Origin of the sequence: Paraburkholderia sp. BR10936 (assembly GCF_040965735.1) — a bacterium.
In the GTDB taxonomy this organism is placed as follows: domain Bacteria; phylum Pseudomonadota; class Gammaproteobacteria; order Burkholderiales; family Burkholderiaceae; genus Paraburkholderia; species Paraburkholderia nodosa_A.
In genome coordinates this window covers 68,348-90,894 of sequence record NZ_JBFRCM010000021.1, presented here as the reverse complement: position 1 = coordinate 90,894, position 22,547 = coordinate 68,348, and the positions used below count along the sequence as shown (strand labels likewise).

22 protein-coding genes are annotated in these 22,547 nt (G+C 63.2%); 7 read left to right on the top strand and 15 right to left on the bottom strand.

What is annotated here, in order from left to right; genetic code table 11:
• Positions 1-30: 30 nt before the first annotated feature.
• Positions 31-531 carry a Spy/CpxP family protein refolding chaperone gene (locus tag AB4Y36_RS33565; protein ID WP_256094627.1) on the bottom strand — a complete coding sequence of 167 codons (501 nt, stop codon included), beginning with the start codon at positions 529-531 and terminating at the stop codon, positions 31-33.
• Between the two features lie 290 nt (positions 532-821).
• Between AB4Y36_RS33565 and AB4Y36_RS33560 the strand changes: the two genes are divergently transcribed.
• Positions 822-2,054, top strand: a complete 1,233-nt coding sequence (locus AB4Y36_RS33560) for a phospholipase A (RefSeq protein ID WP_368685324.1) — start codon at positions 822-824, stop codon at positions 2,052-2,054.
• 72 nt (positions 2,055-2,126) lie between these two features.
• On the opposite strand, the gene AB4Y36_RS33555 is transcribed toward AB4Y36_RS33560, so the two are convergent.
• Entirely contained in the window at positions 2,127-2,504 is a 378-nt protein-coding gene (locus AB4Y36_RS33555) for a VOC family protein (protein WP_368685293.1), read from the bottom strand.
• 156 nt (positions 2,505-2,660) lie between these two features.
• Here AB4Y36_RS33555 and AB4Y36_RS33550 point away from each other — a divergent pair, with 156 nt between their 5' ends.
• Positions 2,661-2,921, top strand: coding sequence for a DUF2934 domain-containing protein (locus tag AB4Y36_RS33550; RefSeq protein WP_069264161.1), 261 nt, complete (start codon positions 2,661-2,663; stop codon positions 2,919-2,921).
• A 72-nt stretch (positions 2,922-2,993) separates the two neighbouring features.
• Here AB4Y36_RS33550 and AB4Y36_RS33545 read toward each other — a convergent pair whose 3' ends face one another.
• Positions 2,994-3,281: a hypothetical protein gene (locus AB4Y36_RS33545; protein WP_368685292.1), complete on the bottom strand. Its 288-nt coding sequence runs from the start codon at positions 3,279-3,281 to the stop codon at positions 2,994-2,996.
• Positions 3,282-3,550: 269 nt separating this feature from the next.
• On the opposite strand from AB4Y36_RS33545, the gene AB4Y36_RS33540 reads away from it, so the two are divergent.
• Positions 3,551-4,339, top strand: a complete 789-nt coding sequence (locus tag AB4Y36_RS33540; RefSeq protein WP_368685291.1) for a hypothetical protein — start codon at positions 3,551-3,553, stop codon at positions 4,337-4,339.
• Between the two features lie 10 nt (positions 4,340-4,349).
• Here AB4Y36_RS33540 and AB4Y36_RS33535 read toward each other — a convergent pair whose 3' ends face one another.
• The 5 genes from AB4Y36_RS33535 to AB4Y36_RS33515 form a co-directional block, all read right to left on the bottom strand.
• Complete coding sequence (locus AB4Y36_RS33535; protein ID WP_368685290.1) at positions 4,350-6,020, bottom strand: tannase/feruloyl esterase family alpha/beta hydrolase; 1,671 nt, start codon at positions 6,018-6,020, stop codon at positions 4,350-4,352.
• Positions 6,017-7,132 carry an OpgC domain-containing protein gene (locus AB4Y36_RS33530; protein WP_069263775.1) on the bottom strand — a complete coding sequence of 372 codons (1,116 nt, stop codon included), beginning with the start codon at positions 7,130-7,132 and terminating at the stop codon, positions 6,017-6,019. The genes AB4Y36_RS33535 and AB4Y36_RS33530 overlap by 4 nt, the downstream gene beginning before the upstream one ends.
• Before the next feature lie 240 nt (positions 7,133-7,372).
• Entirely contained in the window at positions 7,373-7,849 is a 477-nt protein-coding gene (locus AB4Y36_RS33525; RefSeq protein ID WP_069263777.1) for a VOC family protein, read from the bottom strand.
• 106 nt (positions 7,850-7,955) lie between these two features.
• Complete coding sequence (locus AB4Y36_RS33520) at positions 7,956-8,216, bottom strand: hypothetical protein (protein WP_368619883.1); 261 nt, start codon at positions 8,214-8,216, stop codon at positions 7,956-7,958.
• 124 nt (positions 8,217-8,340) lie between these two features.
• Positions 8,341-9,258 (bottom strand): helix-turn-helix domain-containing protein, encoded by a 918-nt coding sequence (locus AB4Y36_RS33515; RefSeq protein WP_368685323.1) that lies wholly within the window; start codon positions 9,256-9,258, stop codon positions 8,341-8,343.
• Positions 9,259-9,453: 195 nt separating this feature from the next.
• On the opposite strand from AB4Y36_RS33515, the gene AB4Y36_RS33510 reads away from it, so the two are divergent.
• From AB4Y36_RS33510 to AB4Y36_RS33500, 3 genes are all read left to right on the top strand, one after another.
• On the top strand, positions 9,454-10,353 hold the full coding sequence (locus tag AB4Y36_RS33510; protein ID WP_368685289.1) for a DMT family transporter: 900 nt from the start codon (positions 9,454-9,456) through the stop codon (positions 10,351-10,353).
• A 1,073-nt stretch (positions 10,354-11,426) separates the two neighbouring features.
• A complete protein-coding gene (locus AB4Y36_RS33505) occupies positions 11,427-11,822 on the top strand; it encodes a DUF2844 domain-containing protein (RefSeq protein WP_368624635.1) in 396 nt (131 codons plus the stop codon).
• Positions 11,819-13,093, top strand: coding sequence for a DUF3443 family protein (locus AB4Y36_RS33500; protein WP_368605254.1), 1,275 nt, complete (start codon positions 11,819-11,821; stop codon positions 13,091-13,093). Before AB4Y36_RS33505 ends, AB4Y36_RS33500 begins: the two co-directional genes overlap by 4 nt.
• 83 nt (positions 13,094-13,176) lie before the next feature.
• Here AB4Y36_RS33500 and AB4Y36_RS33495 read toward each other — a convergent pair whose 3' ends face one another.
• On the bottom strand, positions 13,177-14,049 hold the full coding sequence (locus AB4Y36_RS33495; protein WP_368685288.1) for a LysR family transcriptional regulator: 873 nt from the start codon (positions 14,047-14,049) through the stop codon (positions 13,177-13,179).
• A gap of 103 nt (positions 14,050-14,152) precedes the next feature.
• On the opposite strand from AB4Y36_RS33495, the gene AB4Y36_RS33490 reads away from it, so the two are divergent.
• Positions 14,153-15,226, top strand: coding sequence for an alkene reductase (locus tag AB4Y36_RS33490; protein ID WP_368685287.1), 1,074 nt, complete (start codon positions 14,153-14,155; stop codon positions 15,224-15,226).
• A 79-nt stretch (positions 15,227-15,305) separates the two neighbouring features.
• On the opposite strand, the gene AB4Y36_RS33485 is transcribed toward AB4Y36_RS33490, so the two are convergent.
• From AB4Y36_RS33485 to AB4Y36_RS33460, 6 genes are read right to left on the bottom strand one after another with little or no spacing between them, the layout of a single operon-like run.
• Positions 15,306-16,481, bottom strand: coding sequence for an aromatic ring-hydroxylating dioxygenase subunit alpha (locus AB4Y36_RS33485; RefSeq protein ID WP_368685286.1), 1,176 nt, complete (start codon positions 16,479-16,481; stop codon positions 15,306-15,308).
• A 9-nt stretch (positions 16,482-16,490) separates the two neighbouring features.
• On the bottom strand, positions 16,491-17,264 hold the full coding sequence (locus AB4Y36_RS33480) for a siderophore ferric iron reductase (RefSeq protein WP_368685285.1): 774 nt from the start codon (positions 17,262-17,264) through the stop codon (positions 16,491-16,493).
• Between the two features lie 2 nt (positions 17,265-17,266).
• On the bottom strand, positions 17,267-19,132 hold the full coding sequence (locus AB4Y36_RS33475; RefSeq protein ID WP_368685322.1) for an IucA/IucC family siderophore biosynthesis protein: 1,866 nt from the start codon (positions 19,130-19,132) through the stop codon (positions 17,267-17,269).
• Positions 19,133-19,180: 48 nt separating this feature from the next.
• A complete protein-coding gene (locus AB4Y36_RS33470; protein WP_368685284.1) occupies positions 19,181-19,780 on the bottom strand; it encodes a GNAT family N-acetyltransferase in 600 nt (199 codons plus the stop codon).
• Positions 19,770-20,993 (bottom strand): MFS transporter, encoded by a 1,224-nt coding sequence (locus tag AB4Y36_RS33465; protein WP_368685283.1) that lies wholly within the window; start codon positions 20,991-20,993, stop codon positions 19,770-19,772. Before AB4Y36_RS33465 ends, AB4Y36_RS33470 begins: the two co-directional genes overlap by 11 nt.
• Positions 20,990-22,345 carry a lysine N(6)-hydroxylase/L-ornithine N(5)-oxygenase family protein gene (locus AB4Y36_RS33460; RefSeq protein ID WP_368685282.1) on the bottom strand — a complete coding sequence of 452 codons (1,356 nt, stop codon included), beginning with the start codon at positions 22,343-22,345 and terminating at the stop codon, positions 20,990-20,992. The genes AB4Y36_RS33465 and AB4Y36_RS33460 overlap by 4 nt, the downstream gene beginning before the upstream one ends.
• Between the last annotated feature and the right edge of the window lie 202 nt (positions 22,346-22,547).

Below are 22,547 nucleotides of genomic sequence, written 5' to 3'. Positions count from 1 at the left end.
CGAGCGCGCGTTGCGGACGCTCGCGGCTGGTTATTTCGTGTGCGCTTCAGCGGGCCGGAAAGCGGCGTCCGCAAGCTTCTTCTGCGAGTCGGGCATGGTCGCGTAAAGCGCCGAGAAGGCATCGAGCATCGCCTTGCTGCCGTCGGCATTCGCCTGGGCGATTTCGTTCCACGATTGAAGGTTCTCCACCGCGGTTTGCTGCTGGGCATTATCGTGCCGCTGCTGGATCAGATCATCCACCGTTTTCGCGTTATTGCGCATGACGTCGGCCACTTTCGCCCACTGATCCTCTTCGGCGGGAGTAATCTTCAGTTCGGCATGCAGTTCTTTCACGCGGTCGTCGACAGTTTCGACGTGATGCTGATGCGACGACGCAGCCGGAGCGCTGGCCTGCGCCCAGCACGTGGAAGTGCCGAGCAGGGCTAGCGCAAGCAGGACAGGTTTCATTGTCAGCCCTCGCGAAAAGCGTTCGCCGGCAATGGCCGGCAAGTCGGAACGAACCATTTTGATCATAGCAGCGGCGGCAACCAAATTCGGCATCCTCTATGTAACAGCGAATAACAGGGAAAAGAGGGAATAGGGCACGATTCCCGCAAAGCACCACGCTTCACTCACGCAGAAAATCGGCTTGGCTCGCCCGGCAGCGAGGCATTCTGACGATACAAGGAGGCAACGTGGCGATTCGATTGGCATTTCAGAGGGCATCCCATTCGCATTCCGCTCCCGTCGCCCGGTTAGCGTGGGGAAGACTGGCGTGCGCCACGCTGGCCGTGGCAACTTTGGCGGGCTATGTGCCTGCGAGCCGCGCCGCCGTGTCCATCATGCGCCCGCCGCGCGAGGCGAGATCGGACGAACCGCTCGTCGTGACGATCGTGTATACCGGCGATGCGCCGACCGGCACTTCGATCGACGTCCCGCGCGATCTGAGCATCACGCTGACCAATGGAGAGGCGTTGCCGAAGGCCGTGCTGCTCGCGCGCGAACCCGGCGCACCTGGGCATTTGCGGCTCGCCGCCGGAGAGATGAAGGCCGTGAGCTATAGCGCGGCATGGCCCAAGTGGGCGCGCGGCGCTTTGAGAGTGGACGTGCCGGGCGTGGACGTTTCGCCTTCCGTGGTCCTGCTCACGCGCATGCCGGCTTCGGCAACGGCGAACGCCGCGGCGCCTGCCTCCGCGCCTTTGGTGCCAGCGGTAACGGTTGCGTCCGCATCGGAACCGGTCGCCACGGCGCCAGCCGAAGGACCCATGGCGGGCAATGCTTCACTTGCGGCGCAAATGCCGCCTTCCACCGTAAAGCCCTCGAATTCGCTGGTGCCCGATATTGGCACTTTCCTCGCGGGCCGTCTTTCGTTCTACCAGCCAAACTATTTCGCGGACGGCTGGTCATCGAGCGACGCGGATCTCGCAAGATTCCAGATCAGTATCAAATTCCGCTTCATCTTGCCGGACGATCCGCGCTCACGCGGTTTCCTCGACAACCTCTATTTTGCTTATACGCAGACTTCGCTTTGGGATGTCCGCGGGGACGAGTCGCCGTTCCACGATACGAGCTACATGCCCGCGCTTTTCTACTACCTCGAGGACACCGGTTGGAGGTCCAGCTGGTTCACCCGGATGGGTATCGAGACCGGCTACGAGCACGAATCGAACGGGACGCCGGGTCCGGGTTCACGCGGCGTCGACATCGTGTACGTGAAGCCGATCTGGGATTTCGGCGACCTCAACGCGAACCACCTGACCATCGAGCCGAAAATCTACGCGTATGAGCACATCCAGGAGACGAATGGGGATATAGCCCACTATCGCGGCTATGTCGATCTGCTGTTCAAATACGGCAGCCCTGATGGCTGGCAACTCGCAACGACGCTGAGAAAAGGCACGAGATCGACCTATGGAAGCGTCGATGTGCAATTTACATACCCGCTTGCCAAGCTATTCGGCAATGCATGGGGCGGGTATCTGTTCCTCAACTACTTCAACGGCTACGCCGAAGATCTTCTCGATTACAACCAGCACCGCTGGGCTGCGCGCATCGGTTTCGCCGTTTCGCGCTGACTGACTTTGGCGTGCGAATGTTGGGAAACGTCACTCGTGCGGCGGGTATCGTAGAGAGACACCAGGCGTGGGTCACGTAATGCTTTGACCCACTACGAACCGGTGGCCATCCGGTGTGGCCACGGTGCATTCGCGCATGCCGTACGGGCGATCGAGCGGAGGCTGCAGGACAATTGCACCTCGTTGCGCGATTTCATCGTGAAACGCTTGAACGTCCTCGACTTCCAGATAGCCGAAGTAGCTGTGATCGCCCGTCGCCGCCGGGGACAACGCATCGGGGCAATGGCCGAGCATGATCCGCACGCCGCCCCTCTCGACGATTCGCCAGTCGGTCGAATCGGCCCAATCTACCCGAAAGCCAAGCACGTCGCGAAAGTATGCCGCGTTGCGTTCGAGGTCCTGGACGGCAAGGACGAAAGCGAAGGGACGTAGCGTGTTCGTGTCGGTCATGAGCGATCTTCTTCGACAGGGATTCGATTGGGGGTGGCGTAAGTATGACGCACGCATCGGGCACCGTGTTTGCTCGCTGTACATGCAGTGCGCCATCCGCAGTCGCGGCTAGCCGGTTGCCGCGCTGCTCACACGCGCACCATCGGAGGAATGACCATGAATGAGCAACGGGAAGAGCGCATCCGGCGACGCGCTTATCAACTCTGGGAAGACGACGGCGCGCCGGAAGGTCGGGCGGACGAATATTGGAGCCGCGCCGAAAAACAGGTTGCCGCCGAATATGACGCAGAAGGAGAAGCGTCGAGCATCGCCAGCGATCAGGCCGGCAAGCGCCGGTTTGCCGGTGAACCCCTGCAGGAAAGCGACGCCATGCCGCCGAGTGAACTGGCGCGCGACAAGCGGCGCGGTGGCGGGTGAACTCACGCGTTGATCGCGCATGTGCCGCGCTTCAGGCCATCGTCACGCCAGCCGGCGCGACCTGTTCGCACATCAATGATGCGCGAACAGGTCGTTGCGGCCCTCGTGTGACATGAGTGCGTCGTGGCGCGACACTTGCGCAACCGACGCATTCGAGGTGCCCGAGCTTTCCATGCCGTAGCCGGAATCGTCGGTGCGTTGCGTGCTGGCGCGCTGCGGGTTTGCCGGTTGCTGCATCTGCATCTGCATCTGCATCTGCATCTGCCTGGTTTGTGCCGCAGGTTCAGTGTCCTGTGCGAAGGCGGCGGCGGGCAACGCGACGGCAAGCGAGACAATAGCAGTAGCAAGTATAAGTTTCATGATACAGACTCCATGTAACGAAAGTTACTTCGGATTACTGAAAAAATGTACGGATCGCAAAACCGTTTTGCAACCGCATTCAACATCGCGACGTCCGATCACCGCGACGTATGTCCACAGGCTACGCAGCCAACCTTAGAGTTTGCTTATGCGCAGGCAACGATGCGCATCTAGTGCATATTCGGCCGTGGTTAAGGTTTAGTTAAGCAACGGCGGCATATAGTCCCAAGCTGTTTCGTTCCGCCCGTCATGCGGCGCAAGGAGTGTTCATGTCCACCACCACACGAAGTCTCATCGAAGATACGGTCAGCAAGGTCCCCGCCGTGACGCTCGGCTTCTGGATCATCAAGATTGCTTGCACCACGCTCGGCGAAACCGGCGGTGACTGGGTGACGATGTCACTGAATCTGGGCTATCTGGTTGGCACCCTCATTTTTCTCGCATGCTTCGTCGTGCTGGTGGGGGCGCAGATCCGCGCACAGCGCTTCTACCCGTGGCTTTATTGGGCGACGCTCGTCGCCACGACCACGCTCGGCACGACGCTCGCCGACTTTTGCGACCGTTCGCTCGGCGTAGGCTATCCCGGCGGCGTATCGATCATTCTGCTGTTGCTCGTGGCCAGTCTCGCGATCTGGTACCGCGTAGAAGGCACGGTGTCGATCGAGAGCGTCGCGACGCCGCGCGTCGAGTGGTTTTACTGGATTACGATCCTGTTTTCGCAGACGCTCGGCACCGCGCTGGGCGACTGGGTGGCGGGCGAAGACCGCGGCGGCCTTGGCGTAGGCTACGAATATGGCGCTGCGATCTTCGGCGCAGGCCTCGTCGTCGTCGCGCTGCTGTGGTTGTGGCCGCGCGTTTCACGCACGGCGCTTTTCTGGTTCGCGTTCGTGCTCACGCGTCCGCTCGGCGCGACGCTGGGCGATCTGCTCGACAAGCCCGTCGCTGACGGCGGCCTGCACTTCAGCCGCTTTTATGCATCGGCGCTGCTGATGATCTTCATCGTCGGCTGCATCGTGGTGCTGCCTCAGCGTGCCGCTCGCCGGGTGCGCGACGCGTAGCGCGCATCGGTCATTGCGGCATCACGCACGTGAAACTGGTCGCGCGGTTCAGATTACCCTTGCCCAGATAGCGCGGAAACGCCGGGTAGCGGCACAGCGGACGCGTGCGGCCGTTCGTGGACTGGGCAATGTCGGTCGCGAACAAGGTTTCCGGCGCGCTGTCATGCGTGACCCAGTCGTCGAGCGCGCCCAGCAGATCGACGGACGGAATGAACACGCCGTTGCCGTGCTGGTATCCCGGCACCATGTAGAGCCGCATGAAGCTGTCCACGCGCTCTTCGCCGTAGCGCCCCACCAGCCCCTGGTAATAGGCGATGGTCTGGTTTGGGCTGATGACCTCATCGGCGAGTCCTTGCAAAGTGATGAGCTTGCCGCCTCGCGCGATATAGCGCGACACGTCCGGATTCATCGCGCCGATCGTCGTCGACAGCGTAAACAGGCGCTCGCGGTGACGGCCGGGATGCATTACGTCGAAGTTCGTCGAATCGAAAGTCGGGTCGTGCGTGATGAAGTATTTGAGGTACGCATCGCCCTGCGCGTACAGGTAGCCATTGGCGACGAACCCCAGTTGAGTCAGCCGCTGCGGCGCATGCGCGAGGCCCAGCATGCTCGTGAAGCGCGTGCCCTGGAAGACGTTGTAGCCGCGATAGGTGTCCGCATTCCAGGCGAGCGCGTAGGGCAGGCGCAGGCCGTCTCGCAGGCTTTCCAGCGTGGCCAGTTGCGGTGGCGTCAGGCAGTCGTCGGGGGCGTGCTGGCGATCCGTCTGATCCTGTGAGGAGCAACGCAGCGAGTCGATGATCTCGGGCTCTTTCGCGCGGCAGGCTTCGACGTCGCTGATCAGGCCGTCCGCCGCGCCGTCGAGCGTATCGCATACTTGCATCACGCGCTCGTACACGCGCTCCAGCAGTTGCGGCGACAGATAGCCGCCCGGCGTGCGGTATTCGTGCTGGCCCACCACGACGCCCGTCAAGCGCACGCCCGAGAAGTTCAGCGCGGGCGAATTCGCGATCACGCCGTCGTAGTCATCGGGATAGCGCTGGATCACGGTATAGCCTTCGCGGCCGCCTGTCGAGCCGCCCGCGAAATACACGTGCTCCGGCGGCTTGCCATAGCCGAGCGTGATCAGTGCGAGCGCAACGTCATGCGCTTTCTTCAAATGCGCGTAGCCGAAGTTGGTCACGGCTTCTTCGAGCAGTCCGAAGTTGGCCTCGGACGAGGTACCATTGTGGCCGGAGTCGTCGCCGAAGGTCGCATAGCCGCGCGCGAGCGGCGCGCGGTCGGGCGAGAAGGGCATCGGGCCGGTTCCCGTCACCACGACGCCGCTGTAGCCGCCACCGCCGAATTGTAGCGCACGGCCGTTCCAGCGGCTCGGCAGATTGACTTCGAAGCGGATGTCCGGCGTCCCGGCGCTCCGGGCGCGGATCACGCCGGTCAAGCGGCAGAAGTCGCCGTTGAGATTGCCTGTGGCGGTCGCGGAGATCATCGCGGCGCTCTGCACGAGCGCACCGTTGGTCGGCAGGCCGATGCTCGTGGGCGGCAGCAGCGCGCCGGCAAGGTCGGTGCAATGCAGCGGCAGCGAAGGCGTGGGCTGGGCGAAAACGGGGCCGCTAGCGATGAGCGTGAGCGTGGCGATGGCGATCGCCTTGAGGGATCCGAGTGCGCGCTTGCCCCGTCGTATCATCCGCAGCCGGCTCCGTTGACGCTCGCCCGGGCCTTCTCCTTCTGGCGCCCGAGGGTGCCGCGCCACGCCCTGGCGAGCATGAGCGTCGCGCCGATCGCGACGATGTCGCCAGCCAGCGCTGCCGCGAACGCCGCCGCGCCGTGCAGCGCGTGTGGCGTGGCGGTGTCGACGATCACCGAGATCAGCGTGCCGCCGACGAAACACACGAGTCCCGTGCGGCCAACGGTCACGACGGCGGGCACGCGCGCGGCGATCCGCGCGATCGTGCCGCGATGGACGAAATACGCCGCCACCATGGCAATGCCGATGAAGTTGACGACGCGCGCGAAGGCCAGATGCTGTTTCATTGCCCCAGGCATGGGTTGAATCAGGAGGAACCATTTAACCGCCGCGAACAGCACCACCGCGGCGAACGCGCATCGTACCAGCCAGCGCGCGGTTTCCGAGGTCTTGAAGCCGGGCGGAAGCGGGTGCAGCCGGCAGAGCATGCCGAATACGAACATCAACTGCCACGCGAATGGGTTGAACGGCCAGTTCGCGAGCGTGCTCGCGCCGATGAGCGCAGCCAGCAGCGGCGCGAAGGCCCAGAGCAGCAGGCTGCAGATCAGCGTGGCGAGCGGCGCGCGGCGGGCGAAGGGGACGGCTGCGGGCACGCACAGCGCAAATATGACATACATCGGCAGCACGCTGGACAGATACGGCTGGCGGGCGAGCAAGACGACGTGGAGGGTCTCGCGCAGCGGATGCGTGGCAAACGACGCCCAGCCGCTCAGGTCGGCGGCGGCAGGATTGAGGTTCAGGAGCGCGAGCATCGCGCCAGAAAGCAGCGTGAGGAGGGCGGTCAGCAGATAGGCGCGGTAGATCTCCCAGCTGCGGCGCAGGAAGCGCGCTTGCGCGGCGCTCATGCCACGGTGCGCGCGCACGGCCATAAAGGCCGCGGCCGACGCGTACCCGCCGAGAAACACGAACACTTCGGCGGAGTCGCACAGCGCGTAAGCGTGCAGCGTCAGCTGCGCCAAGGCGCTGCCCGGTATGTGATCGAGCACGATCACAATCAGCACGACGCCGCGGAAAAAGTCGACTTCGATCGAACGCCTCTGGCGAGACTCCATGGTGCCCTCGCAAGCATCGCGGCGGCGCCAGCTCAGGCCGGCGTCGACCGCTCGATGAATGTCAGGGCGGCGGCTCACTTATCGTGAGCGTCGCCCTTGTGCGTACGAGGGCATCTCGCAGGTATCGTTCCCTGCTCGCGGCGTGGTTGGCGCTTTATGCGCCTGATATGACACGCGCGCCATGTCGGCGCCATCTGCATGCCAGCTATGTGGCGATTGCGGTGTCCGGCGGCGTGTTGCCTACTTCGCTGCGGCGGCGCGTTCGATTCCGGCGATGTCGATCTTGCGCATAGTCATCATCGCTTCCATCGCGCGCTTGCCGGCTTCGCGATCAGTGCCGAAGACGCATTCGAGCAGGCGCTTTGGCGTGATCTGCCACGAAAAACCCCAGCGATCCTTGCACCAGCCGCAATCCGATTCCTCGCCGCCGTTGCCGACGATGGCGTTCCAGTAGCGGTCGGTCTCTTCCTGGCTGTGGGTCTCGACCATGAAGCTCACGGCCTGGTTCGCCTGGAAGTTGGGGCCGCCGTTCAGGCCCACGAAGCGCCGGCCGAGCACCGTGAATTCGACCACCAGTTCCGCCCCCGCACCGATGCCTGGTATCGGGGATACATGGCCAGCCCCGACATGGCTGTCCGGAAACGTCGCGGCGTAGAACTCCGCCGCTTCGCGTGCTCTACCTTCATCGAACCACAGGCAAGTCACAAGTTCCGCCATCACGATCTCCTTTGACAAGGCGTCTCATTGCCGACGCGTAGCGCACATTGTGACAAAGCCTCGACGTTATGGGGGATTTTTGATTTTTGCTGATGGAGTACCGCGGCTAGTCGATGCAGCGTTCGATCGCGAGGGACTGGGCGTTGTGTGCATCTATCCTGTCGTGTTCCGAAAATGATTCGGAGTACGATGCAACACACAGCGCAAGATTAGCGCGAGTGCTGTGTGGCGCGAACGTGAGCGCAAGCGTGAATGCCATGACTGCCGCAAGGACAATAGCGCCGCCGCGCAAGGTCGTGCGCAGAGCGGGCGATAAGGGGAAAACGGCGCTAAAACGCGAAGTGTGTTCGACGATGGTTCGGAACATGACGGGCTCTTTGCGGTGAACGTCTAGGGCATGACGTCACGATAGGCAGGCCCGGCAGTCGCGACAAGACCCAGCCGCGCGGCAAAACATGGAGCCACGCACCGCGGGATCGAGGGACATACGACTACTTCAGGAATGCTTGACGATAGACATTCGGCGCGGCGCCGAATGCATCGCGGAAGCGATGGCTGAAGTGGCTCGCGTTCGCGTACCCGCACTCTGCGGCAATCTGCGCGAGCGGCAGAGCAGTCGTGCGCAACAGCAGGCGGGCGCGCTCCAGACGCTGGGCGGCGATCCACGCATGCGGCGGCCGCCCGAACGAGGTGCGAAACATACGCGCGAGATGGTACTCGGAAAGGCACGCGACATCGGCCAGTGCGCCGAGCGTCAGCGTCTCGCCCAGGTGGGCGTCGATATAGTCGCGCAGCCGCCGCCGTGTCGATACGGCGAGGCCGCCCTTGAGGGCCGCGCCCGCGCGCCGCACGCCCTGGCTGCGCAGCAGCAGGCTCAGCACGTCGTGCGCCGTTTCGTTGCTGCGTAAAAGTCCATCTGGATCGGCCCAGTTCTCGTTGGCCAGCGCCTGGCAGAGCACGGCAATGCGTTCGTCTTCGAAATACGTGCGGTCAGCGAGAGTGAGTTCGCGCGGTTCCTGGTCGAGCTCGCGCACCGCGCGCTGCGTGAAGTGCTCGGGCAGGAAATACAGGTGCATGAAATGCATGTGGCCGCGCACCCACCAGCGCGATTCATGGTCGCCGGGCAGCGCGCAGAGGCGGCTTGGCGCGCCGTACACGCCAGGCAGTTTCTGCCGCTCCGTGCGGTAGCCGCCGTCGAGATAGCACGACAGCGTGTGATGGCCCGGCCGGTCATAGACGGTTTCGGCCTCGCGCGTGACGCGCGTCCACACGGCGGCCGCGAACTGGTCGCCGAGCCACGCAAAGCGCTCCAGCGTCGCATTGGCCTCGCTCAGCGTGCGGCACACCGAATGCAGCCCAAAGGGCGTATTGGCGAGGGCGGGTGCGGGAAGCGGCACCTGGGCGTTCATGGTCGGGGCGGCGTGCTGCAAGGCGATGATGGGGTCCACAAAGCGGGTAGTCAGAGCGGCTTTTGAAAGTATACGCTCGCGCCCCCGCCGTTGCTGGCCGTGGCCGGGCGCAGGCAAGAAATGCGCAATCCTGGACAAGTCCGCGCCGGCCCCGTGCGCCATAGTAGGGGCATCGACTCGAGGTCCTTTCCCGCGATGAATCTCTTACTCTACGTGCTCACCGTCCTGATCTGGGGCACCACCTGGATCGCTATCAAGTGGCAGCTTGGCGTCGTGCCCGCGCCCGTTTCGATCGCCTGGCGTTTCGGGCTCGCGGCACTTCTGGTGTTTGCGCTGCTGGGCGTGATGCGCCGCCCGATCTGGCCGCCGCGCGCGGCGTGGCGCTATCTCGTCGCCCAGGGGCTGGCGCTGTTCTGCCTCAATTTCCTGTGCTTTTACTATGCCGAGAACATCGTGCCGAGCGGGCTCGTGGCCGTGGTGTTTTCGACCGCGCCGCTCTTGAATTCGATCAACGGACGCATTTTCATGGGGCGGCCGCTGCAACCCTCCGCCGTGGGCGGCGCCGTACTGGGCCTGATCGGGATCGTTTGTCTTTTCCTGCAGCAGATGGCCGGCCATATCGGCGATCAGACCGCGTGGCTCGGCCTCGCCGTGGCCTTCCTCGGCACGCTGTGCTTTTCCACGGGCAATCTGCTATCCAGCCGCATGCAGTCGATGGGGCTCAATCCGCTCGTCACGAACGGCTGGGCCATGCTGATCGGCACCGCTGTGCTCGTGGCCGGCAGCGCCGCGGCCGGATTGCCGTTCAGGCTCGAAATGGATGCGCGCTATCTCGGCGCGCTGGCCTGGCTCGTCGTAGCAGGGTCAGCGATCGGTTTTACGGCCTATCTGACGCTCGTTGGCCGGATCGGGCCCGAGCGCGCGGCGTATTGCACGGTCTTGTTCCCGATCGTCGCGCTGGCCGTTTCGACGGTCTACGAGGGCTACCGGTGGTCCTTGCTTGCGGTTATCGGGCTTTTGCTGGTCGTCTCGGGCAACCTCGTAGCGTTCGATCTGACGCGGCGCCTGTTCGCGCGCCGCGCGCCGGCAGCGTGAGCGGGCTTCAGCGCGCCAGGCTCGCCTTCAGGGTGTTGGCATAGCGTTGTGATTTGCGGTCGTCTGGAAGCGTCAGTCCGGAGTTTATGTGTTTTGCATCATGTGTCGGCGGCCTGGCCGCCGCGTCGATTGTGACGGGATATGGGGTGCGAGTGAGCGGGATGGCGCACTGAGGTTCTCGGTGGCTGATTCAATTGAATTTCGAATTCCTTCATTTTTATTACAAAACGAGCTGACCGCCATAAGTTGATCGTATGCGCTAAAGATTCGTCTGACGGTTGCCGATACCCTCTGATGTGCAGATAAAGATGAGTGCAAACACGGGGATTGACGGCCGCTCCGGGGTTACTGCGTAAGCCCGCGCCTGGCGAGCTATTCACCCCCTCCTGGCGAGCGCCGTCCTTACGCCGCGAGCGTGATCTGCGCCGGGGACAGGCACACGACAAAGACGGGAGAGGGCAGTAATGAAGGTTCACGCTAGTGCGCTCACGCTGCTGCACTGGTTGGCGCAACGTGAAAGCGCCTCAGTCAGCGAAATTACTGCGTCGGGATTGATGAGTTCGCGCGAAGCCTCGGATGTCGTTCGCTACGCCATGCGCAACGGCGCCGCCGAACGCGTCAATAAGGGCGCGAGTGCGCGAGGATCCGCGCGTTACCGCTCGACTGGCGTACCTCTGCCCGAGCCACGGACATCGCCGGCCGGCGCATCGTTTGACGGCTTGTTGAGCGCATGGGGAATCGCACAGGAACCGCCCGAGCTTCCCGTGGTGCGAACGCGCGTATACCAGATCGAAGATAGCGCCCAGGATAGCCGAGGGGATGCGCGCCTCAGCAAACAAAAGCTCAATGACTGAAATTAACTGAGGGCGACTGAGATAATCACCGAATAAATGCTGTGCCAACATGAGGCTATATCCACTTCCTGTGCGGGTGGCCTCGATTAAAAAGAGAGTAAAGACGAGAAAAACATGAGAGTACGTCCTTATCAATTCCGGGGAAAACGCGCTTTGCTAATTGCTGCACTGGCAGGCGTCGCTTCATTTGCAATTTGCCAGTCTTCTGCACAGGCCGCCTTGGGCGGGAAGATCGACTCACTTCAGATCGAAGCGTCCGCGCTCAGGGGGCAGTTGTCCTCGACGGCATCTACCTCGACCTCGACCTACACCACCCAGGTCATCACGCTGCCCACGGGCACGACGGTACGCGAATACGCAAATGCGGCAGGGCAAGTTTTCGCCGTGTCCTGGAGCGGGCCGCGCCCGCCGGATCTTTCGCAATTGTTCGGGACTTACTTCTCCGAATACAAGGCCGCGCTGCAGACGCCGACCCACGCTGACCTGCATCGACACGTAGCGGTCGAGTCGGCGCAGATGCGCTATGTGGGAGGCGGACGGATGAACAACATGCGAGGCACGGCCTGGTTGCCGGCTGCGGTTCCTGCGGGTGTCACGCCGGAGGACCTGAAATGAACTCGACTCGCAACGCGTTTTGGGCAATGGGGCTCTGTGCCGTACTGGCCGCTTGCGGCGGCGGTGGTGGCAGCAGCGGTAACGGCGGCCAGACCGCGCAATCGAGCACACCGGGTTCGGGCACGAGCAACGGTGGGAACTCGATCGACCCTACTCTGGGCACCGGTAACGTCCTGCCGATCAGGGTGGACAACTCATTGGCGCCTTCAGGTAGCGGCTATTCGCCCAATCTCCCGGTAGCCACGGTGACGGTGTGCCTCCATGGCACCACGCAATGTACGATCGTGAGTGACGTTATCGTGGACACCGGTTCGGTCGGGCTGCGTCTCACGTCCTCGGCGCTCGGTGCCCTGGCGAGTGCGCTGCCCCAGCAAAAGGACAGCAGCGGCAATGTGCTTGGCGAGTGCTACCCGTTCGCGGACGGCCGGTATTTCTGGGGGCCGGTGGCTACCGCCGATATCAAGCTGGCTGGCGAAGTTGCCAGCAACGTGCCGATGATGATCGACGGCACGCCCGGCGGATTTCCTGCCGCACCCAGTGCCTGTGGCGTCACCCTCGCGGATACGCCGTCAGTCATTGGCGCCAACGGGATTCTGGGCGTAGCGAATCTCGTGGAGGATTGCCCGAGCTGCACGAGCAATGCGTCGAAGGACATTTACTATTCCTGTAACACGACGACTGGAACTTGCACGTCGACGGCAGTGGCCGCCTCGGCCCAGATTCAGAACCCGGTGGCAGTTCTCCCGCAGGACAACAACGGCGTCATCGTCGAGTTGCCCGCCATTTCGGCTGCGGGACAGGCGTCCGTCGATGGTTCGCTCGTGTTCGGGATAGGAACGCAATCGAACAACACGTTCGGTGCGACTTCGGTGCTGGGCTATGACGCGAGCCTGTTCATCTCAACCCAGTACAACGGGCAGGTGCTGGCCGAGTCATATGTCGACAGCGGATCCAATGGCCTGTTTTTCGCCGACAGTTCGATAACCCAGTGCGCCGGCGGGACCGGGTGGTACTGCCCGACGGCCACCCAGGCGTTGACGGCGACAGCCTTTGGCAACGCGGGAGCCACGACGCCTGTGAGCATGTCCTTCATGGTCGCCAACGCAAACATACTTGCGAGTACGCGCGCCTCGGCTTTCAACAATCTCGCGGGGACCGCAACCAGCGCGACGTTCGACTGGGGATTGCCATTCTTCTTCGGGCGCAATGTCTACTTCGCGATTGCGGGCAGGACGGCACCCGGCGGGACCGCGCCTTACGTCGCGTTCTAATGGCTGATTGACCGCGTGCAGGCCCGACGCGGCAAAAGGGCGATCACTCTGCTGATGCGTGATCGCCTTTTTTTTTGGGTGCGCTACCGCGCCAGCCGCGCCCGCAAAAACTCAATAAACCGCTGCGTCTTCGCCGGCAGCAGACGCGTTTCCGTAATCGCGTAGACCGGCGTGGGCGTGCCATGCCATTGCGGCAAAATCCGCCGCAACGCGCCGCAGGCCACCTCGTCGGCCACGATTTCCTCCGGCAGCAGCACGATGCCCATGTCGAGCGTAGCGAGGCGGCGGATCATGCCGACGCTGTTGAGCGTAAAGCGTCCGCCCACCTTCACCATGCTCGTGTGCTTTGCGTCGTGCAAGGTCCACGTGTCAGCCCTCAGGATGACCAGGCATTCGTGCCGTTCCAGGTCAGCCGGCTTGCCTGGCTCGCCCGCGCGCCGGAGATAGCCCGGCGACGCATAAAGATATGGTGTGAGCGACGCCAGCGGACGCGCAATGAGTTGCGAGCTTTCGGACTCGCCCATGCGGATCGCCACGTCGAACGGATCGCTCACCAGATCGACACGCCGCGGATTCAGTTCGAAATCGAAGGAGATGGCTGGGTAGAGACTGGCGAATTCGGCGATCAGGGGCGCGAGGTAGGTGACGGCGAAATCGACCGGAAACGAGGCCCGCAGCACGCCGCTGGGCTGCGCGACCATGTCGCCTAGCTGCTCGTGCGCGAGGCGGGCTTCATCGACGATGCGCTTGCAGCGCTCGAAGTAGACCTGACCCGCTTCGGTCAACTCGATCTTGCGCGTCGTGCGATGGAGCAGGCGCAGTCCGATCGCCTTTTCCAGGCCGCTGATGCGGCGTGAAAGGGTGGAATTCGGCATGCCTGTCGCGTCGGCGGCACTGCGAAACCCCTTGGCTTTGACGACTTCCACGAACAAGGCCATGTCGTTCAGTAGTTCCACCTTGACTGCTCCATCAATGGATCAATGATATCCAAATTACCATATTTATCCCAATCGTGAAGCAGGCGATGATGCACCATCCAAACCAGTCGAGGTGATCATCATGAGCAAGCTTTTCGAATCCGTACGCGTCGGACGTTACACGCTGCCAAACCGTCTGGTCATGGCGCCCATGACGCGTTCGCGCGCGCTGGCCGACGGCACGCCCGGCGAACTGGCCGCCGAGTATTACGCCCAGCGTGCGAGCGTTGGCTTGATCGTCACCGAAGGCACGCAGCCTTCGGATGAGGGCCAGGGCTACATGACGACCCCGGGCATTTATAGCGACGCGCATGTCGCCGGATGGAAAAAAGTCACCTCGGCCGTGCATGCGAGAGGCGGCCATCTCTTCATCCAGCTCATGCACGCCGGCCGCATGTCGCATCCCGACAATACGCGGCACCACCGCGTGGGCGTCGCGCCTTCCGCCATTGCGCCGGGTACGGCCATGTTCACGGCCAGCGGCATGCAGGACATTCCCGTGCCGCGTGCCTTGACCATCGAAGAAATCCGCCGCACCGTCGACGATTTCCGTACCGCCGCCCGCCACGCCGTTGATGCCGGCGCGCACGGTGTCGAAATCCACGGCGCGAATGCCTATCTGGTTCAGCAGTTCTTCGCGCCGAGCGCCAATACGCGCACGGACGAATACGGTGGCCCGATCGAAAACCGCGCACGTTTTGCGCTCGAAGTCGCGGCCGCCATTGCCGGCGAAATCGGCGCGGACCGCACGGCTATCCGCCTTTCACCGGGCACGACGCTGTGGGGCATCGACGAAGGCGCCCAAGGCCCCGATCTTTATCACTATCTGGTGGCCGAACTCGACAAACTGGGGCTCGCCTATCTGCACATCGCGCATCAGGGCGACGAGGCGCTGCTGGGTGACATTCGCAAGCTGTGGAAGGGCGCGTTGATCGTGAACCGGGCTGGCCGCCCGCGCGAACAGATTGGCGCAGACGTGGCCACGGGGCTGGCGGATCTGGAATCCTACGGTCAGATGGTGCTCGCGAATCCCGATTTCGTCACCCGCCTGCAGCGCAATGCGGCGATGAACGCGGCGGATCGCAACGGCTTCTTTGGGGGCGCCGCGCAAGGCTATACGGACTACCCGAGCTTGAGCGAAGTGGCTAACGCCTGACGTAACGAGAAGGCGCGGGGCGTGCGTTGCATTCGCCGCGCCAATGCAAACCGCCTGCCTTGCGCGGTTACGCAATGGCTCATTCGAGCGGTCCCGCGAGGGCGCGCCGATACCACGCATGGAAATGGCGCATGCCGTCTTCGAGCGGCGACTGATACGGCCCGGCGTCGCTGATGCCGCGCCGGTGGAGCCGCAGTCGTCCCGCATCCATACGCTCGGCGATCTCGTCGTCCTCGATCATCGTCTCCAGATACGCCGCGCGTTGAGCTTCGATGAATTCGCGTTCGAATGCCGCGATTTCTTCGGGGTAGTAGAACTCGACCACGTTGAGCGTTTCCTGCGGGCTCTTCGGATACAGCGTCGAGACCACGAGCACGTGCGGGTAGAGCTCGATCATCTGCGTGGGGAAATACGCGAGCCAGATGGCGCCGAACTCGGGCGCCTCGCCGCCGCGATAATCGAGCAATCGATCGTGCCACGCGCGATAGATTTCCGAACCGGGCTGCGCAAGCGCGGCGTGTACGCCCACGCGCTGCATGCTGTACGTTTCGGCGAATTCCCAGTCGAGCGTGTCGCAGGTCACGAAGCGCCCGAGGCCTGGGTGGAATGGCGCGACGTGATAATCCTCCAGATAGACTTCGATAAAGGTTTTCCAGTTGTACCGGCAAGTATGCGTTTCGACGTGATCGAGCACGTACCCGGAGAAGTCGAACTCGGGGCGCATGAACACGCGCGCCATGTCGCGCGCGGGCTCGCGGGGTCCCTCATAGAGCATCCCATGACAATTTCGCAGCTCGAAACGTTCGAGATTGCGGCACGGCTTGCGCTCGAACTCGGGCGCGCCGATCAACTCGCCGCCAGGCGCGTACGTCCAGCGATGCAAAGGACATACGATGTTGCCGCCGCTCGCGGCGAGATTGCCTTGCGCAGGCGGGCCGCCGCTCTCAGCGACGTTGCCGGCCTTGCCGCCCAGCATGAGCGACTGGCGATGACGGCAGACGTTCGAGAGCAATTGCACGCCGTGTTCGCCGCGCACCAGCACGCGGCCGCCTTCGTCCTGCGGCAGGTGCCGCCAGTCGCCGCGCTCCGGCACCGACTGTTCGTGGCCCACGTATAGCGCCGAGTGCGCGAAGATACGCGCCATCTCGCGCTCGAACAGCGTCTCGTCGAAATAGGCGCTCGCGGGCAATTGCGCATGCACCTCCTCCGTATCGGTCGGCAGCGCGAGATGCGCGAGGTCACTGATATCGTTCATCGGTCGGTTTCATCCTGTTTCGTGTTGCGCGTTCAGGCGCACGATGCGTTCATGCTTTGCGAGCCGCGGGCAGGTGCTGCAGAGTTCGCCGTCGCGGCGGCGATAGTGGTAACAGCAGGTGCGCCGCTCCAGCGCGAGTGCGTTTGCGCCGTCCGTGCGCGAAAACGGGAAATAGCCTGAGCAGCCTTGCACGCCGAGCGCTGCGAGCCACTGCCGGCCATGCGCCTCGACCTGTGCGTCGCTCCATTCGGGACGCGCCTTGCGTGCCGCAAGTAGTGCGGCGAGCACTACGTCGGCTTGCGTGCCGCGCGCTGCTGCCGGATTCAGGCGAATCACCGGCATCAACTCGTCGTGCATCTGCTCGCAGCAAGAGACGATCTCGCGTGCGGCGTGCGCGATCAATGCGTGCGTGTCGCCCTGCGCCGGTTCGTGATCGCGTGTGCGGACCTCGCGGGTCCAGCCCTCGGCGATGGGTTGCGCGATGTCCGCAAGCGAGAGCGACACGCCTGCCGCATGCACTCCGATCACGCTCAAGTAGAGCGGTTGCCATATCAGGATGCCCCAGCAGCGCGACGACCAGTACAGGCGGCCCGCTTCCGGGTAGGTGCGCGACCAGAAGGCAAGGAGCGCATCGAGCGCAGCGCGGTTGGCGTCCCCGCCAGGCGGCGCCGGGCGCGTATGCACGATGCCTTGCGCGGGGCGCGCGGCTACCACGCCCCGCAATCCCGGTACGAGCCGCGCGGCGAGCTGCAGCATGTCGTCGAGCGCGCGGTTTGCCGCCATGCTTATGCCGCGACCGCTTCGGCGCTCATGCCATTCGCTTGCGCGGCGTCTCGCGGCGCACCGCGCCTGCCCGCCAGCGGGTTCTGCAGATTGCCCGCCATCTTCAGATTGCCCGCGGGATCGGCGAGATTGACCATCTGCAGGTTGTTGCCGAGCTGCAGACGGTTCAGGCACGAGTGCAGGAACTCGGGCGCGAAGAGGTCGTATTCGGCGTATTTGCGCGCGAGTTGCGGGTGCTCGTCCTGATAGCGTGCAACGCAGCGCGCCACCGTGTCCCAGAAGACGTCTTCCGTGCAGCAGCCGTGCTCGACGAGTACCTGATTCATGTAGCGGAAGAAGCCATCGAACACGTCGATGAAGATCGCGAGCAGCTTGACGCGCTCGGGCACGTCCACGGCGAGGCGCTTGACGTTTTCCGGAAGCTGCGCATCCTTGTTGAGGATGGCGGATTCTTCCGCAATGTCCTTCATGATCGCGCGCACGGGCACATGGTTTTCAAGCACGAGGATGAGATTTTCGCCGTGCGGCATGAACACGAGATCGTGTGCGTAGAAGCAATGGACGAGGGGCGCGAGATATGCCTCCATGTAGTGCTCGAGCCAGGCTTGCGCCGTGAGCCCCGAAGCCTCGATCAGCGCCGGCAGCAGCGCTGCGCCATGGCGGTCCGTATGCAGCAGCGCGGCCATGGTCATGAGCCGCTGGCCGTCTCCCGCGAGACTGAGCGGATTCTCGCGCCAGAGCGACGAAAACATCTTCTTGTAGGGGCTGTCCACCTGGACGGCCGCTTCGTAATAGCGATTGCGAAAGCCGATGGACGCGACTTCGCGCAGGATGGTGAACCCTTTGCCTTGCAGATACGCGTCGCTCGCCACGAGGCCTTTGATGAAGTCGTTGATGGCGGGCGTGCCCGACATGTAGTACGGCGAGAGTCCGCGCATGAAGCCCATGTTGAGAATCGAGAGCGACGTCTTCACATAGCGTTTCGAACGGTCCGAGAGATTGAAGAACGTGCGGATCGATTGCTGGGCCTGATAACGGTCCGCGCCGAAGCCAAGGCAAACGATGCGGTTGGTCGCGACATAACTCGCAAACGCGATCGAGAGTTTGTTGAACCACTGCCACGGGTGCGCCGGCATCAACCGATAGTCGGCGAAGTCCACGCCGCGCGCTTCGACGATCGAGCGAAAGCGCGCGATGGTCTCCACGCCCAGTTCTTCTGCCATGAGCTGTTCGTAGTCGAGGTCGGCTGAGCTGTGGAACGCGGCGTTCTCCTTGTGCACGGCGAGCCAGACGATTTGAATCGGCGAGCCTGCCTCGGGCGCGAACGCGCGATAGTCGCCCGCGTCGAAGCCGAGCCTGCCGTTGTTGGCGACGAAGCCTGGATGGCCCTCGCTCATTGCGGTTTCGATCGACTGGAAATCGGCATCGAGGAGTTCGGCTGTGTCCGGGCCATCTTTTACCGCTTTGTAGGCTGCGCCATACAGCGTGCTGCTGATTTCATCGAGGTAGATGGGCAGCATCTCCTCCTTGATGCCAAGCCGCGCTTTCACGTCGAGGATGAAGGCGAGGGCGTCGAGCGGTTGCGGCGCGCCGTCCTGCGAGCACACGATGGTCTCGGGGCGAATGCTCCAGTGGCGCAGTGCGAGCAGGCGCGCGTCGAAGGTGTAGACGCGGGTACCGTCGTCGGATTCGAGCGTATAGCGCGCGTAGTGCTCGCCGGGCGCATCGCTCACACGCTGTGGCTCGACGATCAGCTCGTGCGCATACTCGGCAATGGCCTTGCGCACCAACATGCGGTTTGCGTGCTGCCACACCTCGGGTGTGAGGTGGGCGGTAGCCTCATGGGGCGTGAGGAGCACATGTTGCATGGAAGCCTGGGTTGCGACGTGATTCATGTTGCGATGTCCTTATGGAATTTAGTGATCCTGCGTAATGGCGGCGTAAAAAGCGGATCGCGTGCAGAAAGCGAGCGAGGCGGTCTTCTCGCGAAACGCGACGTCCTTCGTATACACGAAGCCCATCGCGCGATTCAGGGCGTGGATGCGTGCGTTGCGCGCATCCGGCTCGACGACGACGCGCTGCGCGCCAAGGCGCTCGAACAGGAACGCCATGAGGGTTTCGAAGACGTGGCGCGTGTAGCCCGATGTGCGCCGGGCCGCGGGGCCGACGAACAGATGCATGCCGAGGTCGCCTTCGCACACGTCGTAGTGATCGCCGATCTCTTCGTGAGCCGGGTCGTAGGTTTCGAACAGGAAGGCGGGTACGCCATCCTGCGAACCGAGCCAGGCGCGCGCGTGCCCCGAGTCCTCGATAGCCTGATAGAACGCGGCCACCTCCGTCACGCTCTTGTCGCGCATGTTCCAGAACGCGGCGCGTTCTTCGATGAACCAGCGGTGCAGCGTGGGCGCGTCGCGTTGCGCGTCGAGCGGGCGGATGTGAAAGGCCTCGGGCATGGCCATGCGTGCAGCCGGGACATGACACAGCGCGATTTCGTCGGCAGCGATTTCAGTTCGCACGGGCGGTGACTCCTGTTTCGGCAATCGGGTTGGAAAGGGCCGAGTCCTGGGCGCGCGGCCGGGCGAGCAGCCAGACGCTCGCGAGCGCCGTGACAACGAGGCCCACGGACGCCACGAAGAACGGCGCACGCAAGCCGGCTTCGTCGACGATCGCGCCGGCCGCGAACGAGGCCAGCAGCACGCCGAGGTTCTGGAAGAAGTTGATGACGCTGTAGTCGGCGGCATACGAGGCGGGCGTGCTCAGTGCGAACATCGTCACGTCGAGCTTCACGACGATCTGGAACAGCGCCCAGCCGAACATCACGCGGCCCACGACGATCCACAGCGGCGCCTCCACGCCTTGCAGCAGCATGCCGGCGGTGCACAGCAGCAGGTTCGCGAGCATGTGGTCGGGCACGCGCTTGCCCTGGGTGGCGAGGCGCTTGTTCAGGCGCAGCGCGACGAGCGCGACCATGCCGGGAATGGCGAACACGAGCCCCGGAACCAGTTCGCCGGGCGCATGAGTGACGGCTTGCCAGTACGACGCCATGAACGGCCGGATGAGATACACGCAGAAGTCGAACGCGAGCATGAGCAGTGCGAGACGCAGGATCGGCATGCGCGCACGCAGCCCCGCCTTGACCGGTGCTTCGTCGGCAGAGTCCGCATACCGGCAGCGCCGCGCAATGCGGTGGGTGCGGATCAGCGCAAGGCAGATCGCCATCTGCACGAAGTCGCCGGCGGCCATCGCGAAGATGCAGTGATGCGCGTCCCAGACCTGCATGACGAAGCCGCCCGCCACCGCGCCCGCAATCGCGCCGAAGTGCACCACCACCGAAAGCACGCCGATGGTATGCGCATGCAATTCTTTCGCTTCGAGGCGCATCATGTACGGGTACATCAGCAGGTAGCTGCTTTTGCACATGAACATCGCGAGCGAGAGTACCCAGAAGAGCGGCACCGTCGCCGCGAAATAGCTCGCGACCGAAAGCACGCCCGCGGCGCACTGCGTATAAACGAGCAGATGCATGGCGTCGAGGCGCTTCGCAATGCGCGCCCAGAGCGGCAGCGTGAGCATCACGACAATGGAGATGAACGCCACGTAAGCGCCCGCATGCACGGGGCTCGTCACGCCATAGCGCGCGGCGAAGAACTGCGGGTAGAAGGGAATCAGGATCGCATCGCTGATGACGGCGAAGGTCGTCATCAGGATGATCGTGCTGCGCAGCTTCATTGCGCCTCCAGCGGCATCTTCACGAACGCTTCCGTGTCCGGCACCGAGAAGTCCTGCAGCGCGATGCGCCGCTCGATCTTGTAGTGCTCCACACCGGTCAGCTCGCGCAGAATGCAGGAGTTGCGATAGCAGCTCATGCCGAGGTCGGGGTTGGTCAGGCCGTGGCTGTAGAGCCCTGCGTTCTGCACGAAGATCTCGCGCCCGCTTACGTCGATTGCATAGTTGCGCGAGAGCCTGTAGCGCCCCTTGTCGTCCCAGCGGATGCGTGCGCGAATGCCCTCGATGAAGCCGGGCACGTTCTGCCCATAGCCGGTCGCGAAGATCGCGCCGTCCGTCACGTGGGTGTATTGCACGCCCTCGTCGCGTTGCACGAAGCGCAGGTGAAAGCGGTCTTCGATACGGTCGTGACGACAGGCGCTCAACTCGGAATTGGTGATGAGGCGCGCGCTGTTGCAGCCGCGGCTGCGGCGGTCGTCGAGCAGGTCATAAATCTGGTTGATGAGCGAGGCGTTCACGCCTTTGTAGAGACTGTCCTGCTTGGCAATGATGTTTTCGCGCACGCCGTCCGGCAGGTTGTAGAAGTAGTCGATATAGTCGGGCGAGATCATTTCCAGCGTGAGCTTCGTATTTTCCATCTGGAAGAAACGCGGCGAACGCGTGATCCACGTGAGCGTGTAGTCGTGCTCGTCGCTTTCCTTGAGCAGGTCGTAGAAAATCTCGGCTGCACTCTGGCCGCTGCCGATCACGGCAATCGAGCGCTTTTGCTGCAGCTCGGCTTTGCACGCCACGTAATGCGCGCTATGGATGCAGCGCTCGCGCAGCTCGCCGCAGCACGGCGGCAATTGCGGCACGGAACCCACGCCGATCACGAGGCGCGCGGCGCGATGCATGAACGGCTGGCCGGTGCGCACGTGCCGCCCGCGCACCAGGTAATGGCCTTGCTGCGCGTCGTATTCAACGTGCTCCACGCTCGAGCCGAATGCGATGCTCGACAGTTGGCTGATAGCCCATTTGCAGTAGCGGTTATATTCGGCGCGGCTTAGATAAAAGCGCTCGCGAATGTAATACGCATAGAGCTTGCCTTCCTGCTTGCAGTAGTTGAGGAAGCTGAACTTGCTTTTGGGATCCGCGAGGCTGACGAGATCGGCGAGAAATGGGTTTTGCAGCGTCGTGTCGTCGATCAGCATGCCCGGGTGCCAGTCGAAGTCCTCGTTGCGTTCGAGGAAGAGGCCGCGCAGATCGCGGATCGGATCGGCGAGGCAGGCGAGACTCAGATTGAACGGCCCGAGGCCGATCGCCACGAAGTCGAGCACGGGCGAGGTTGGACCTGGTTTGACATTAGTTGTACTCATGATTGAACTTTCACCTGGAGCGGAAAGGACCATGTCGGGTTACCTCATCGAAGGACCAAGACGGCGAGAAGGCTAACGAGGCGCAACGCGCAACCGTTTGCGCGGCGCGTGGCGTTTCGATGCGAATAAGAGTGATTCGCGTTTGATGATCATAGGAAAGACGCCGCCCAATGGCAAGAGCGAAACGCACAGCGTTGAGGAT